This window comes from Pseudolysinimonas sp., assembly GCF_031389465.1.
In the GTDB taxonomy this organism is placed as follows: Bacteria; Actinomycetota; Actinomycetes; order Actinomycetales; family Microbacteriaceae; genus Pseudolysinimonas_A.
This window is the reverse complement of the sequence record NZ_JANMSQ010000250.1, coordinates 1-13,841: the sequence shown is the minus strand read 5'-3', so window position 1 is coordinate 13,841 and position 13,841 is coordinate 1. Positions and strand designations below refer to the sequence as shown.

Here is a 13,841-nt window from a genome sequence, read left to right as displayed (position 1 = left end):
CGCTCGGCCCGGCGATCCGGTTGAGTCGTCGGTCGGACGGAACCCGCAGCGGGTTAGAGTCCGCAGAGATCGGAACGGTCATCGCGTCGCGAACTCCCGCAACCTCTCCGCGTCGCCTCGGAGGTCGCCGAGAGTAAGGGTCAGCACCGGGCGGCCCGCGGCGGCGAGCACACTCGCGTCGCCGGCAGCCTGGGCCGTGATCAGCTGCCCGAACGTGAAGGGGCGGTCGGGAATCTCGAGGTCGGTCTGGCCCGCTCCCAGGATCTGCAGGAAGGTGCCGAACGCGGGGCCACCCTTGTGGTACTGACCGGTCGAGTGCAGGAAGCGCGGCCCCCAGCCAAAGGTCACCGGGCGACCGGTCTTCGCCGCAAGCAGAGCGCGGAGTTGCTCCAACTCCGGGTGCGCAATGCGGTCGAGGTAGACCTGAACGGAGAGGTAGCCATCAGCGGGGATCGTCGCGAGCAGGGCGGCGAGGGCCGCATCCACGGTCTGCTCAGTCGGCAGATCGAGACCCGCAGTCGTGACGCCGACGGTGCCGTCGGTGAACACCGGGGGAGTGGGCGGCGCGAGGTCGTCGATGAGGGCTCGGGCCGCGATCTTCGCCGACTCGACGTCGGGCTGGTCGAAAGGATTGATGCCGAGGATGCGCCCGGCGACCACCGTTGCGTACTCCCACGTGAGCAGCTGGGCTCCCAGGCTGCCGGCAATCTCCACATCGCCGTCAGAGACCTCGTGCGTGGCACGCGCGTCCTTGACCAGGCGGATCACCTGGAGATCAGCCAGGTCGAGATCGAGCTCCGGTGCGTCGAGTTCGAGCACGACGGGGAGCAGGCCCTTGCCCTCTTTGCCCGTGGATTCGGCGATGAGCTGTTCGGCCCAGTCGGCGAAGCCGACGATGTGGGTGCCGTCAGCGATGATGCCGATCTTGTCTTTGAGCGGGCGCGTTCCCGCGAGGACGGCACCGAGCACGAGCCCGGGGTTGTCTTCGGAGTCCAGCGCGAGCGTGTAGCTGACGGCATCCGCCTCGTCGAGCAACTGGCCGACGTCGACGCCGGCGAGGCCGCAGGGGACGAGGCCGAATGCGGTCAGCGCGGAGTAGCGACCGCCGACGTTCGGGTCGGCGTTGAATACGCGGTAGCCGTCGGCTCGGGCCGACACATCGAGCGGCGAGCCCGGGTCGGTCACGATGACGATGCGCTCGATAGGGTCGATGCCCGCAGCCGCGAACGCCGCGGCGAACACCCGTTTGTGGCTGTCGGTCTCGACCGTAGACCCTGACTTCGACGAGATGACGACGACGGTCGACGCGAGAGGTCCGGAGAGAGCGCCGGTGACCTGCTCGGGATGCGTCGAGTCGAGCACGACAAGCTCGACCCCGTACGTCTTCGTGATGACTTCAGGGGCGAGCGACGAGCCGCCCATTCCGCACAGGACGACGCGGTGGACGCCCTTTGCGGCGAGATCCTCGCGCAGCGCCTCGATGTCGTCGAGCAAGCCGCGGGAGACGGCAACGGCTTCGGTCCACCCGAGGCGCACGGCGGCTTCGGCCTCAGCGGCCGCGCCCCAGAGCGTCGGGTCTTGCGCGGTGATCGCGCCGGCAACCCCGTCCGAGACGAGCTGCGGGACGACCCGTTCGATCGCGGCTGCGGCGGCACCGGTCGCCGCGATCGTGACCGTCACTTCGCGGCCTCGAGTGCGGCAGTGACGGTGTCGAGCAACTCGTTCCAGGACACGATGAACTTCTCGACGCCCTCCTTTTCGAGGAGAGCGGTCACCTGGTCGTAGTCGACACCGACGGCGGCCAAGTCGTCGAGCACCTGCTGCGCTTGGGCATAGGACCCGGTGACGGCGTCCCCGTGAAGCGGCGCGTGTTCGAACGTCGCCTCGAGGGTCTTCTCGGGCATCGTGTTGACGACGCCGGAGACGGCGAGCTCCGTGACGTAGAGGGTGTCGGGCAGGGTCGGGTCCTTGACGCCGGTCGACGCCCACAGCGGCCGCTGGGGGTTGCCGCCGAGGGCGAGCAGGGCCTTGGCGCGCTCGGTCGAGAACTCCTGCTCGAAGAGCTGGTAAGCGAGTTGGGCGTTGGCGATGCCCGCCTTGCTCTTGAGCGCGAGGGCCTCAGCGGTTCCGATCGCTTCGAGTTGCTTGTCGATCTCGGTGTCGACCCGCGACACGAAGAACGAGGCGACCGAGTGGATGGTCGAAATGTCGATTCCTGCCGCGTTCGCCTTCTCGAGGCCCGCGAGGTAAGCCTGGATGACCGCGCGGTGGCGGTCGAGACTGAAGATCAGGGTGACGTTGACGCTGATTCCGGCCGCAATCGTCGCGGTGATGGCTTCGAGGCCCTCAACCGTTGCCGGGATCTTGATCATCGCGTTCGGCTTGGCGACCTTCGCCCAGAGCTGCTGCGCCTGGGCGATCGTGCCCGCGGCGTCGTGCGCGAGGCCCGGTTCCACCTCGATCGAAACTCGGCCGTCGAGACCGCCGGAGCGGGCGTAGACCGGCGCGAAGATCTCCGACGCAGCGGCGACGTCATCCGTCGTGATCTCGAAGACGGCGTCGGCGACCGAGGTGCCGGCCTTCGCGAGGGCCGAGACCTGCTCGTCGTAGGCCTGACCCTTCGCCAGAGCCCCGGCGAAGATCGTCGGGTTGGTCGTGACGCCGACGACGTCACGCTCGTCGATGAGCTTCTGGAGCCCACCGGAGGCGATGCGTTCGCGGGAGAGGTCGTCGAGCCAGATGCTGACGCCGAGTGCGGAGAGCTGCTGAGTGTTGGTGGTCATGGGAGATGCCTCTCAGCTCGCCGCAGCGAGCGATTCCTTCGCGGCCGCGATGACGGCCTCAGTGGTGATGCCGAATTCGCGGTACAGGGTCTTGTAGTCGGCGGATGCGCCGAAGTGTTCGATCGAGACGCTCCGGCCGGCGTCGCCGACGTACGGAAGCCAGGTGAGCCCCAGTCCCGCCTCGACAGAGACGCGGGCGTGTACCGCCGCCGGGAGCACGGACTCGCGGTAGGCCGCGTCCTGCTCCTCGAACCACTCCTGGCACGGCACCGACACGACGCTCGCAGCGATCCCGTCGGCTTCGAGCGCGGCAGCCGCCTCAACGGCGAACTGCACCTCCGAGCCCGAGCCCATCAGGATGACGTCGGGCGTGGCCTTCGATGCCGCGACGAGCACGTAGGCACCCTTCGCGACTCCCGAGGCGTCAGCCGTCTTGTCACGGTCGAACACCGGCAGGTTCTGACGGCTGAGGGCGATACCCGCAGGCCCATTGCGGCGTTCGAGCATCGTCTTCCACGCCCAGGCGACCTCGTTGGCATCGGCGGGGCGCACGACATCGAGGCCCGGGATGGCGCGCAGGGTCGTGAGCTGCTCGATCGGCTGGTGCGTCGGACCGTCTTCGCCCAGCGCGACCGAGTCGTGCGTCCAGACGAAGATCGACGGCGCCCCCATCAGCGCCGCAAGCCGCACTGCGGGCCGCATGTAGTCGCTGAAGATGAGGAAGGTACCGCCGAACGGGCGCGTGTTGCCGTGCAGCACGATGCCGTTGAGGATCGCCGCCATGGCGTGCTCGCGGATGCCGAAGTGCAACACCCGGCCGTACGGCTCGCCCGTCCACTCGTGCGTCGAGTGCTCACTCGGGATGAACGAGCGCGCGCCCTCGATGGTCGTGTTGTTCGACTCCGCGAGGTCGGCCGAGCCGCCCCAGAGTTCCGGGATCACGGCGCCGAGAGCCGAGAGCACCTTGCCGCTGGCGGCGCGGGTCGAGACTTCCTTGTCCGCGGCGAAGACCGGAAGGGCCTCTTCGACGCCGTCAGGTAGCACGCCGGTCAGAACCCGGTCGAGCAGCTGCTTGCGTTCGGGGTTGGCTGCGGCCCAGGCGTCGAAGCCCTTCTGCCACTCCGCGTGTTCCGCGGCCCCCCGGTCGAGCGCCTTTCGGGTGTGCGCGATGACCTCGTCGGCGACATCGAAGTGCTTTTCGGGGTCGAAGCCGAGCACCTCCTTGGTCGCAGCAAGTTCCTCGGCGCCCAGAGCCGAACCGTGGATCTTTCCGGTGTTCTGCTTCTTCGGCGCGGGCCAGCCGATGATCGTCTTGAGGATGATGATCGATGGCTTGGAGATCTCGGCCTTGGCCGCCTCGATCGCTCGATGCAGTTCGGCAACGTCTTCGACGTATTCGCCGGTCTTCTTCCAATCCACCGTCTGAACGTGCCAGTCATACGACCCGTAGCGAGCCGCGACATCTTCGGTGAAGGCGATGTTGGTGTCGTCTTCAATGGAGATCTGGTTCGCGTCGTAGATCACGACGAGATTGCCGAGCTGCTGGTGGCCGGCGAGCGACGAGGCCTCGCTGGTCAGTCCCTCCTGAAGGTCGCCATCGGAGGCGATCACGTAAACGAAGTGGTCGAACGGGCTGGTGCCGGCCTCGGCATTGGGGTCGAACAGCCCCCGCTCGAAACGCGATGCGTAGGCGAACCCGACAGCGGAGGCGAGACCCTGGCCGAGCGGGCCGGTGGTGATCTCGACGCCGTCCGTGTGGCCGTACTCGGGGTGGCCCGGAGTCTTCGAGCCCCAGGTGCGCAGCGCCTTCAAGTCGTCGAGTTCGAGACCGTAGCCGCCGAGATAGAGCTGCACGTACTGCGTCAGTGAAGAGTGACCTGCGGAGAGGATGAAGCGGTCGCGCCCGATCCACTCGTTGTCGCTCGGGTCGCGACGCATGACCTTCTGAAAGAGCAGGTAGGCGGCGGGGGCGAGGCTCATCGCCGTGCCCGGATGCCCGTTCCCGACCTTCTCAACGGCGTCAGCCGCAAGGATTCGAGCTGTGTCGACGGCGGTGTTGTCGACGTCATCCCAAGAGAGTTCTGGCACGGAAAAGGGGCCTTTCGCAGTGGGGAACGGTCCGGGTGGCTGGGACCACTGTCCAGCATACCGAGGCGGCAACCCTCCCTTCCCGCGCTCGACTCGGGGCGCAATGACCGTCGCTTAGACTGGCCGCGAACGCCGAACGATCCGAGGAGCCATGCAGGGAGCCGTCGACAGCCCGGTCGAGACCCCCCGAGGGGTCCGGATCGGACCCGTTCGAAAACTGAAGGCCTACGTCGCCCTCACCAAGCCTCGCGTCATCGAACTGTTGCTGGTGACCACGGCCCCGGTCATGATCCTCGCGGCGCGTGGCATCCCGGATCTCTGGCTCGTCCTCGCCACCCTCGTCGGCGGCACCTTCTCGGCCGCGTCAGCGAACGCCTTCAACTGCTACATCGACCGCGACATCGACAAAGTCATGAAACGCACGAGCAAGCGTCCGCTCGTCACGGGGGAACTCACGCCCCGCGAAGCGCTGATCTTCGCCTTCGCAACCGGGATCGCCTCGATTGCGTTCCTCTGGGCCTTTACGACCTGGCTCGCCGCGGTGCTTTCGCTCGTCGCGATCCTCTACTACGTGTTCGTGTACACACTTCTGCTCAAGCGCCGCACCCCGCAGAACATCGTGTGGGGTGGAGCAGCCGGCTGTATGCCGGTGCTCATCGGTTGGGCCGCCGTCACCGGTTCGCTCGACTGGACGCCGGTCATCCTGTTCGCGATCGTCTTCCTCTGGACGCCGCCGCACTACTGGCCGCTGTCGATGCGGTATCAGGACGACTATGCGGCCGCGTCGGTGCCCATGCTCTCCGTCGTGCGCGGCCGGCTGGCCGTTGGCCTGCAGGTCGTGCTGTACGCCTGGGCGACTGTCGTCTGCTCACTGCTTCTCGTGCCCGTGGCGCCGATGGGCGTTCTCTACGCAGCCGTAGCGGCCCTGTCGGGCGCCTGGTTCGTCGTCGAGTCGCACCGCTTGTACGCGGGAGCGGTTCGGGGCGAGGAGCTCAAGCCCATGCGCGTCTTCCATGCGTCAATCACCTACCTGACGCTCGTCTTCGTCGCGGTCGGCCTCGACCCGCTGCTGCATCTGCCGATCCCATTCTGAGCCGGGGGAAAGCGGCTCAGGGTGCGGTGGGTGCGGTCATCCAGAGGAACGCATTGACCCGTTCGATGTTGTCGTCGCCGTACGGGGCGTTTGGCACGACACCTTCGTCGCTCCAGTCGCGCAGGACGCCGACGGTGACATCGGGAGCCCCTTCGAGAACCGGGATCTGGTCGTCGTGGAGCGACGGGTCGTTTGCGACGATCTCGACGGCCGCCGCGAGATCGCCCAGGATCCGGTTCTCGAATGCCGCTTGCTCCATGCCTCGCCAGACGAGCAGGTTGACGTTCACAATCGTGACCGCGGCTGTCAGGAAGGCGGCGGTCAGGCGGGCTGCGCCGCGAAGCCGCCACAGCCGATCGATGATGAGCAGGACGGCGGGCAAGCTCATGATCGCGACCACGTAGACGTATCGTTCCGCCGCCGCGGCTTGGATCACCATCCCGCCCCGCGAGAGCGAGGTCAACCCGGCGAAAACGACGACTCCCACCAGGAGCGCATACGCGAGTGCGGGCTGCTTCAGCCAACTGCTTCGCTCGCGCCACACCCACGCCAAGATCCCGAGCGCAATGAACGGACCCAGCACGGCTGCCCCGACCCATTGACCGTACGCCGCCGCGATGACGACAGCGAAGAAGACCGGAACCGCGGTGAGGTACTCGATCCCGTGCGGCGCGAGCACGTCAGGACCCGGCCCTCGCACCAGCAAGAACCAAGCGAGATAGATCGCGGCGGCGGGTGCCAAGACCGCCACGGCACGCCACAGGCCATGCCTGACGATGGCAACGATCCCGGCCGCTGCCAGGATCGGCAATCCGGTGCTGGCGAACGGAAGACAGGCAATGGCGAGTGCTCCTGCTCCGAGCGCAACCGGCAGGGTCAGCCGCTCCCGGTCGAGAAGCAAGAGTGCGCCTAGTGCCAGCGCCATCGATCCCATAAAGCCAACCTGGAAGGCCCAGAGCAGATTCTCCGCCGCGGCTCCGAACAGCAGGACTGTCGTTGCGCCGAGGGTCGCGAGCCACGGTGAAACCCCGACTCGCAGAACCAGCCGCCACGCGAGGTGCACGACGGCGAGGTGCGCCACGATCGCCGGAAGGAGGTAGGGGAGGTAGGTCGACAACCCGAAGACCTGGAATAGCCCGGTGAAGATCAGCGTCGCGACCGAGTTCCAATGACCGACGTGGCTGCGCATCGGGTCGGTCAGGGTCAGCATCGTCCAGTCGTCGTTGACGAACGACTGACCCTGGCCGATGACGACCAGGACGACGAATCCGAGGATGAGTGTCGCGACGTGAACCCGGCCCGGGGTCAAGAGGAACCGCCGCGGCGCGTCAGATTGTGCCTTCATCGATGGCGCTCCGGATCCAAGGGATCACCTCGTCAAGCATGTCGTCCAAGGTCGTGGTGGCCTCGAAGCCGAGCACGGTCTTCGCCTTCGTGACATCGGGGACCCGCTTCTGCACGTCGTGTTCGAATCCAGGATCGTGGGCGAGAGCCAGCGGTCGATCGGGTCCGTTGATCTTGCGCCAGATGACCTCGGCGAGTTCGGTGACGGTGTGTCCGACCGGCGTCGAAATGTTGAAGTCTTCGTTGAGCGCCGCCGGATGATCGAGAGTCGCGACGATTCCGCGTGCGAGGTCGCCGCCGTAGGTGTAATGCCGCACCTGGTCACCGTTGCCGAGGATGTGGAGCGGGTCCTGCCCGCGGAGCACCTTCTGCACGAGGTCGGGAACGACGTGGCTCATCGCGAGGGTCACATTCCCGGATGCGATCTCGACGTCGCCGAGGGCGCGAGACTCTCCGATGCCGACGCAGTTGAACGGCCGAACGATCGTGTACGGCACCTGGTACTGGTCCCACGCTGCGCGGGCGAAGTACTCGACGGCGAGCTTCTGGAAGCCGTATGACGAGAGCGGCGGCGGGATGAGTCGCTCGTCCCCCTCTTTGCTCGGCCAGCGATCCGACGACTCGAAGACCATCGAGGAGGACATGTAGGTGACCTTCTCAAGCCTTCCGCCGGCCTTGCGGGCGGCGATCGCGGCATCGCAGGTCGACGCGATGATGCGCTCGTTCTTCGCGATCAGGTCGTATGCGTAGGTGTGGAAGTAGGAGATTCCACCGATCAGCGCGGCCCCGGCGATGAGGTGGTCGGCCTCGGCTGCAAGTTCGGTCATGAGGTCGACATCCATGACGTCGCCCTGCACGAACCGATAGCCGGGAGCATCGTCGTAGCTGCGGCGCACAACGCCGTACTTCGAGTAGTTGTCGACCCCGATCACCTCGTAGCCCGAGCGCAGCAGCTCCTCGACGATGTAGCCGCCGATGAATCCGGCAGAGCCGGTGACGAGGACCTTCTTCATGATTCTCCTGGGGTGAGGGGTCGGGTGATCGCGGAGTCAGCGACGATACGCGGACCGAACGCGTGACGGTACCAACGGAAGTACTTCGGAATCCAGGCCATGACCCGGAAGTTCGAGGCGCCCGTCGTGCGGTCGAGCCAGATCGTCGGGATCTCGGCGACCGGCAAGCGGCGGCGGCGGGCCTTCGCGGTGAGCTCGAGTCCGATCTCAAAGCCATCGCGGCTTTCGATTCCGACGTCTTCGACGAACGACTTGCGGTAGGCCTTGAACGAGTTCGTCGCGTCTCGCGTGCCGACGTTGGCGAACAGCTGCTGGGAACGGCCCGCGGCACGGGAAAGGACGCGATTGAAGCGCGGCCCACCGACCTGCTGCCCGCCTGGCATATACCGGGACGCGGCAGCGACGACGACGCCGCGGTCGACAAGCCGCACCAACTCGTCGACCTGACGGGGGTCGTCGCATCCGTCGGCCATCGTGACAACGACGATCGGGGCGCGCGCGTGTGCAATTCCGTATCGGATCGCATTGGCCGGCCCACGGCCGTAGTCATTGACCGCGAGACGCAACTCCGGCATCCGCTTGCTCAGACGTTTCACCGGTGCAACGGTCGAGTCGTCGGGTGAATCGACGACGACGAGGATCTCGTTCGGGATCGTGGTCGCCGCGGCGATACGTTCGAGGCCGGGGACGATCGCTTCGCCCTCCTGATACGCGGGGATGACGATCGACGCACGAATCGTCATACCCGTACGCCGTTTCGCCGCAGGTTCCAGATGTCGACGATGGGGGTGTCAGTCTCGAGCGTGGCGTACTCAGGGTGTGGGGCGGCGATGATGAGCAGGTCGGAACGCTCGAGGACGTCAGCCAGGGGCAGCAGGGACGAGTCGACTGCGTGGGAGACCCGCTCGTCGGTGGCCAGAACTTCCTTGGCGGTGAACCGGAGCACGCGTCGCAACTTGTAGGCGAGGCTCGATCGGATGTCGTCGGAGCCGCCCTTGAACGCAGTGCCGAGGATGCCGACGGTGAGTGAGCCGAGGTCGTAGCGTTCCTTGAGCCGCGAGACGAGGTAGAGCGGTAGCCCCTCGTTGACCAGCATCGCCGAATGGCCGAGCCCGAAGTTGTTGTCGCTGAAGGCGGCGAGTTGCATCGTGTCTTTGAGGAGACACGGGCCCGCTGCGAATCCTGCGCCGGGCAGATCTGCGGCGCGCGGGTAGTCGAACGCGAGGGCCGTGCGGATGCGGTCGAAGTCGAGGCCCCGGTCGTTCGCCATCATGTAGAACTGGTTTGCCGCTGCGAACTTGATGTAGCGCCAGGTGTTGGTGAAGAGCTTCGCGAGTTCGGCCTCTTCGGGCTCCAGGTCGACGATCTCGTCGGTCAGTGTGCGAAAGAGCATGGAGGCACGACGGCGACCGGCTTCGGTTCGGCTCGACACGATTTGGGGGAGCGCGATGAGTTCTTCCAGAGCTTTGTGCTCGGCGATGCGCTCCGGGCAGAAGGCCACGTCGACAGCGAGGCCGTTGTCGGCGAAGAATCGTTCGACGAGTGCGGTGACACCCGGGTACACCGTGCTGCGCAGCACCACGAGCTGGCCGTCTCGGAAGTGATCGAGGCAGGCACCGAGGGCACGCACGATCGCGTTCGGGTCGGGGTTGAGATGCTCGTCGACCGGAGTGCCGATCACGACGATCACGATCTCGGCGCTCGCAACGGCGGCCGGGTCAGTCGTCGCACTCAGCCGACTCTCCGCGAGCACGCGTTCGAGCATCTGTTGGGCGCCCGGCTCGTGGAAAGGCATCCGCCCTGAGTTCACCGCGCTGACGGCTTCGTCGGCGACGTCGTAGACAACCACTCGGTGACCGCGATCGGCCAGAACGATCGAGAGCGGGAGTCCGACGTGGCCTCCGCCGCCGATGACAACGACGTCGTTCGCGAAAGGTGCAGTCACGTGCGGGTCTCCCGTGGGTGCGCGACGAACTGGCGGTCCGAAGTCGCTTAGCATCTTAGGCGACACCGAGAGGCCCGATTCTGCTATGACCGATCCCTGGCGAGCGCGCTTTCGCTTGCTCTTCTCGGACGCGGCGAAGTTCGGCGCGGTCGGGGTTGTCTGCTTTGCGATCGACGTGATCGTCTTCAACCTCCTCCGCACCGGTGCGGGGTGGGGACCGATCGAGTCGAAGCTCGTGTCGGCCGTTGTGTCGACAATCGTCGCTTGGATTGCGAATCGACTCTGGACGTTCCGGCGGGGTCGTCGCGAGAGATTCGGCACCGAATTCGTTGAGTTCATGATCATCGCGGGAATTGGCGCGGGGATCGGCGCCGCGTGCCTCTGGGTCTCGCACTATCTACTCGGCTTCCAGAGCCTGCTCGCTGACAACATTTCGGGAAATGTCATTGGTCTCGCCCTCGCGACGACCTTCCGGTTTTTCCTGTACCGGCACTGGGTCTTCGACACGGGGCGTCGCGAGCGGGCGACGGAACGCCGTGACGCCGCGGCGCTCGAGGAGAGCTAGAACCGGTCTCCGGAGGCGGCCGGGACGCGGTGGGCGCGCATCGCGAGCAGTGCGGTGGTGGCGAACGCGACGACGATCGCGGCGAGCACCATGTGCGCCCCGACCAGAAACTCGGGCAACCCCGTTCGCGCCTGGATGAGGCCGACCGCTATCTGCGCCAACTCCACACCGAGCAACGCGGCCAGCATCCGCTTCGGGTAGCGGTTCGTGACGGCGAGGACGAGAAGCACGATCGTCAGGGCGAAGAGTGTGTAGGCCGGCCAGGAGTGCACGTGTTGCAAGATCTCGGAATTGAGCCCGTTGCGGGCGGCTCCGGCGTCGCCGGCGTGGGGACCTGACCCGGTGGTGACGATCCCGACGAGCACTGTTACGGCAGCGATTCCAGCCAGGGCCCATCCAGCGGTGGCGTACCAGCGTGGGACGACGAGTCCTGCGGCCCGAACCCGATAGACCCGCCAGACAAAAACCGTCGACAGCACGACAAGGGTGAGAGACAGCACGAAGTGCAGTCCGACGACGTACGGGTTGAGCCCGGTGAGTACAGTGATGCCGCCGATCACTCCCTGGAGCGGGATGCCGAAGCCCATGAAGAAGGCCAGAACCACGAGATCGCGACGGGTGCGCCACATCCTGATCACGGCGAGGAACGTGAGCAGCGCCGCGACGACCAACACGCCGGTCAGCGCACGGTTGCCGAACTCGATGACCCCGTGGATGCCCATCTCAGGCGTGTTGACGAAAGAGTCCTCGGTGCACGTCGGCCAGGTCGGGCACCCCAGGCCCGAGCCCGTCAGGCGGACGAGACCGCCGGTGCCGATGATGACGATGTTGAGCACGAGCGAGAGCCAGGCGAGGAAGCGGACCCGGCGATCGGCGGTCGACGTCGGGAGCAGGGACATGGCGTCAAAAGCCTAACTGTGTCAGCAGACTCCGAGGTTCGCGACGTTGGCCGACAGCGAGGGTGGACCACCGAGCAACCAGACGCCGTTGGCGCCGACATCCTCGATGTCTGCCAGTACTGCCGGCTGGATGCAGTCCTGGCGGGAGAGATACAGGGGAGCGCCGTAGAAGCCAGCGAGCGGGGCACCAGCGAGGGCGTCGGGAAAGTTGAGCCCCGTCGCCAGGTAGGCGTGGTCTGAAGCCGCGAAGAACTCGAGCGCGATGTCGACGGCGGTGCCGAAACGGTCGGTCCCCGTGAGTCGTTCGACCAACTCGGTCGAGTAGATCCCCTCCAGTTGGCTCTGGATGCCCGCGGAGACCGAGGGGAGGCCTCCGATGATGTACAGCTGCACGACGTCGAGCTCGACGAGGAGGGCGAGGCTGTCGACGTCGAGTGCGTTGGCCTGTCCGTTCACCAGAATGACAGGCGCAAACTGCTGCCCCGCCGCTGGGCCGGCAGCCAAAGCGTCTGGGTAGTTGAGGCCGGTCGCGATGAACGCGACGTTCGAGCCGACGGGGGACCCGGGGGCGAGGAAGGTGTCTCGCGCGACGGCCCGGGACGTGCCGAACCTGTCAGTTCCGGTGATCCTGTCGACGTCTGGCGCGAACGCCATGCCCTCGATCTGGGATTCGACTGCGGCGCTTACCGAGTTCGTGCCGCCGAGCACGACGACTCGCTGCGGCTCGAGTCGGAGCAACTCGGTCGCGACGACCGACGGCAACGCCCACGGGTAGGTGAGCAGCACGACTCCGCCGTTGAAAATGGCTGCGGGACCGGCTGAGAGAGCGTCGGGGTAGTTGAGCCCGTTGGTGATGTAGGCCACCGGGATGCCGTCGACCGGCACCTCGCCGGGCGGGAAAAGTTCTTCGGCGACCTTCACGGACGTGCCGAATCGATCGGTTCCGGTGACGCGGAAGGTTTCGATACTTCTCGGCTCGAGGTCGATCGTGCCGGTCGAAAACGCATCGCCATCCGCGACCGTGACGGTTGCGGCGTCTTCGAAATATCGCGCGTCGCCCCAGTAGGCGATGTTCCACTGCGGAGTGGCCAGAACCTGCACGACGTAGGTGCCTGGAGTCAGGCTCGTGTCGATGAAGGCGCCGGTCGACGGGTCGACGTCGACGATGCCCGCGTCATCCCAGTAAGTTCCACCGACCCCGTCGTCCTCGAGGCTCCAGAACTGCACGTTGACCCCGTTGGGCACCGTCACACCGTCGTCTTCGACGACCCACCCGCTGATCGTCGCCGCATCTAGTGCGGCCGCAGGTCCGGCGGCGACAAGGGTTCCAGCGGCGACCGCCGACACCAACAATGCGCTAGCCAAAGCGTGACGAGAACGACGCATCCGAGCCACCCTCCTGGGATTTGAGTTGAGCGGAAACTATCTGAAACCAGCGCGGGATCGAGGTCACGGGCACTCGACTCCGTTTTCAACATTCATTGACAGCGAGGGTGGGCCACCCAGAAGGACCAACCCGTTGGCCCCCAGACTCTCGGCGTGATAAACGACTCCGAACGAGAGGCAGTCCTGACGGGAGAGATAGAGAGGCCCGCCGAAGTGAGCGGCCGCTGGCCCGCCAGCGAGTGCATCGGGGAAGTTGAGACCCGTGGCCAGGTAGGCGATTTCGGCCTCGTCGTAGAACTCGATCGCGATCGCGAGCGCGGTGCCGAACCGGTCAAGGCCCGTGAGTCTCGTGACATTGGTGCCCCCGAACTCGGCCTGGAGATGCGCGAAGATTCCTGCCGAGACCGACGGGTCACCCCCGATGACGTAGACCTCGTTCACGCCGAGCTCGTCGAGGAGTGTCAGCGTGGCTTGGTCGAGTCGGTCGGTCTTCCCGTTGACCAGGATGATCGGAGCCTCGAGCATGCCCGCCGGGGGGCCTGCCGCAAGGGCATCCGGATAGTTCATCCCGGTCGCGATGAAGGCGACATCTGCGCCGTCCGGGTAGGTGTCACGAGCGATGGCCCGCGAGGTCCCGAATCGGTCGGAGCCGGTGATCCGCACGACCGACGGGTCGAAGGGGAGATCCTCGAGCACGGCGACCACGCTCGAACTCACCGACGGTT

The 13,841-nt window shown here is 66.2% G+C and carries 12 protein-coding genes; 2 read left to right on the top strand and 10 right to left on the bottom strand.

Going from position 1 to position 13,841, the window contains the following annotated elements; all coding sequences use genetic code 11:
* Positions 1-78 precede the first annotated feature (78 nt).
* From RMO30_RS09955 to tkt, 3 genes are read right to left on the bottom strand one after another with little or no spacing between them, the layout of a single operon-like run.
* Entirely contained in the window at positions 79-1,680 is a 1,602-nt protein-coding gene (locus RMO30_RS09955; RefSeq protein WP_309712728.1) for a glucose-6-phosphate isomerase, read from the bottom strand.
* Positions 1,677-2,783, bottom strand: a complete 1,107-nt coding sequence (gene tal, locus RMO30_RS09950) for a transaldolase (RefSeq protein ID WP_309712725.1) — start codon at positions 2,781-2,783, stop codon at positions 1,677-1,679. Before tal ends, RMO30_RS09955 begins: the two co-directional genes overlap by 4 nt.
* 12 nt (positions 2,784-2,795) lie before the next feature.
* Positions 2,796-4,871, bottom strand: a complete 2,076-nt coding sequence (tkt, locus tag RMO30_RS09945) for a transketolase (protein WP_309712722.1) — start codon at positions 4,869-4,871, stop codon at positions 2,796-2,798.
* A gap of 151 nt (positions 4,872-5,022) precedes the next feature.
* On the opposite strand from tkt, the gene RMO30_RS09940 reads away from it, so the two are divergent.
* Positions 5,023-5,964: a heme o synthase gene (locus tag RMO30_RS09940; protein WP_309712719.1), complete on the top strand. Its 942-nt coding sequence runs from the start codon at positions 5,023-5,025 to the stop codon at positions 5,962-5,964.
* Positions 5,965-5,980: 16 nt separating this feature from the next.
* Here the strand turns inward: RMO30_RS09940 and RMO30_RS09935 are convergent, their stop codons facing one another.
* From RMO30_RS09935 to RMO30_RS09920, 4 genes are read right to left on the bottom strand one after another with little or no spacing between them, the layout of a single operon-like run.
* Positions 5,981-7,309 carry a hypothetical protein gene (locus tag RMO30_RS09935; RefSeq protein WP_309712716.1) on the bottom strand — a complete coding sequence of 443 codons (1,329 nt, stop codon included), beginning with the start codon at positions 7,307-7,309 and terminating at the stop codon, positions 5,981-5,983.
* The gene (locus RMO30_RS09930) at positions 7,293-8,321 is read right to left on the bottom strand and encodes an NAD-dependent epimerase/dehydratase family protein (protein ID WP_309712713.1); all 1,029 of its coding nucleotides are present in this window, start codon (positions 8,319-8,321) and stop codon (positions 7,293-7,295) included. Before RMO30_RS09930 ends, RMO30_RS09935 begins: the two co-directional genes overlap by 17 nt.
* Positions 8,318-9,064: a glycosyltransferase gene (locus RMO30_RS09925; RefSeq protein WP_309712710.1), complete on the bottom strand. Its 747-nt coding sequence runs from the start codon at positions 9,062-9,064 to the stop codon at positions 8,318-8,320. Before RMO30_RS09925 ends, RMO30_RS09930 begins: the two co-directional genes overlap by 4 nt.
* Positions 9,061-10,266, bottom strand: coding sequence for a nucleotide sugar dehydrogenase (locus tag RMO30_RS09920; protein WP_309712707.1), 1,206 nt, complete (start codon positions 10,264-10,266; stop codon positions 9,061-9,063). The genes RMO30_RS09925 and RMO30_RS09920 overlap by 4 nt, the downstream gene beginning before the upstream one ends.
* 85 nt (positions 10,267-10,351) lie before the next feature.
* Between RMO30_RS09920 and RMO30_RS09915 the strand changes: the two genes are divergently transcribed.
* Positions 10,352-10,831 carry a GtrA family protein gene (locus RMO30_RS09915; protein ID WP_309712704.1) on the top strand — a complete coding sequence of 160 codons (480 nt, stop codon included), beginning with the start codon at positions 10,352-10,354 and terminating at the stop codon, positions 10,829-10,831.
* Here the strand turns inward: RMO30_RS09915 and RMO30_RS09910 are convergent.
* The 3 genes from RMO30_RS09910 to RMO30_RS09900 all read right to left on the bottom strand — a co-directional run.
* Positions 10,828-11,730, bottom strand: a complete 903-nt coding sequence (locus RMO30_RS09910) for a COX15/CtaA family protein (protein ID WP_309712701.1) — start codon at positions 11,728-11,730, stop codon at positions 10,828-10,830. The genes RMO30_RS09915 and RMO30_RS09910 overlap by 4 nt on opposite strands.
* Before the next feature lie 21 nt (positions 11,731-11,751).
* The gene (locus RMO30_RS09905; protein ID WP_309712699.1) at positions 11,752-13,077 is read right to left on the bottom strand and encodes a cell wall-binding repeat-containing protein; all 1,326 of its coding nucleotides are present in this window, start codon (positions 13,075-13,077) and stop codon (positions 11,752-11,754) included.
* Positions 13,078-13,179: 102 nt separating this feature from the next.
* A partial coding sequence (locus RMO30_RS09900; protein WP_309712696.1) for a cell wall-binding repeat-containing protein occupies positions 13,180-13,841 on the bottom strand: 662 nt, incomplete at its 5' end.

Coding starts and splice junctions, on each gene's coding strand:
- RMO30_RS09925 (WP_309712710.1), bottom strand. CDS start 9,064: ATGACGATTCGTGCGTCGATCGTCATCCCCGCGTATCAGGAGGGCGAA.
- RMO30_RS09910 (WP_309712701.1), bottom strand. CDS start 11,730: ATGTCCCTGCTCCCGACGTCGACCGCCGATCGCCGGGTCCGCTTCCTC.
- tal (WP_309712725.1), bottom strand. CDS start 2,783: ATGACCACCAACACTCAGCAGCTCTCCGCACTCGGCGTCAGCATCTGG.
- RMO30_RS09940 (WP_309712719.1), top strand. CDS start 5,023: ATGCAGGGAGCCGTCGACAGCCCGGTCGAGACCCCCCGAGGGGTCCGG.
- RMO30_RS09935 (WP_309712716.1), bottom strand. CDS start 7,309: ATGAAGGCACAATCTGACGCGCCGCGGCGGTTCCTCTTGACCCCGGGC.
- RMO30_RS09930 (WP_309712713.1), bottom strand. CDS start 8,321: ATGAAGAAGGTCCTCGTCACCGGCTCTGCCGGATTCATCGGCGGCTAC.
- RMO30_RS09915 (WP_309712704.1), top strand. CDS start 10,352: ATGACCGATCCCTGGCGAGCGCGCTTTCGCTTGCTCTTCTCGGACGCG.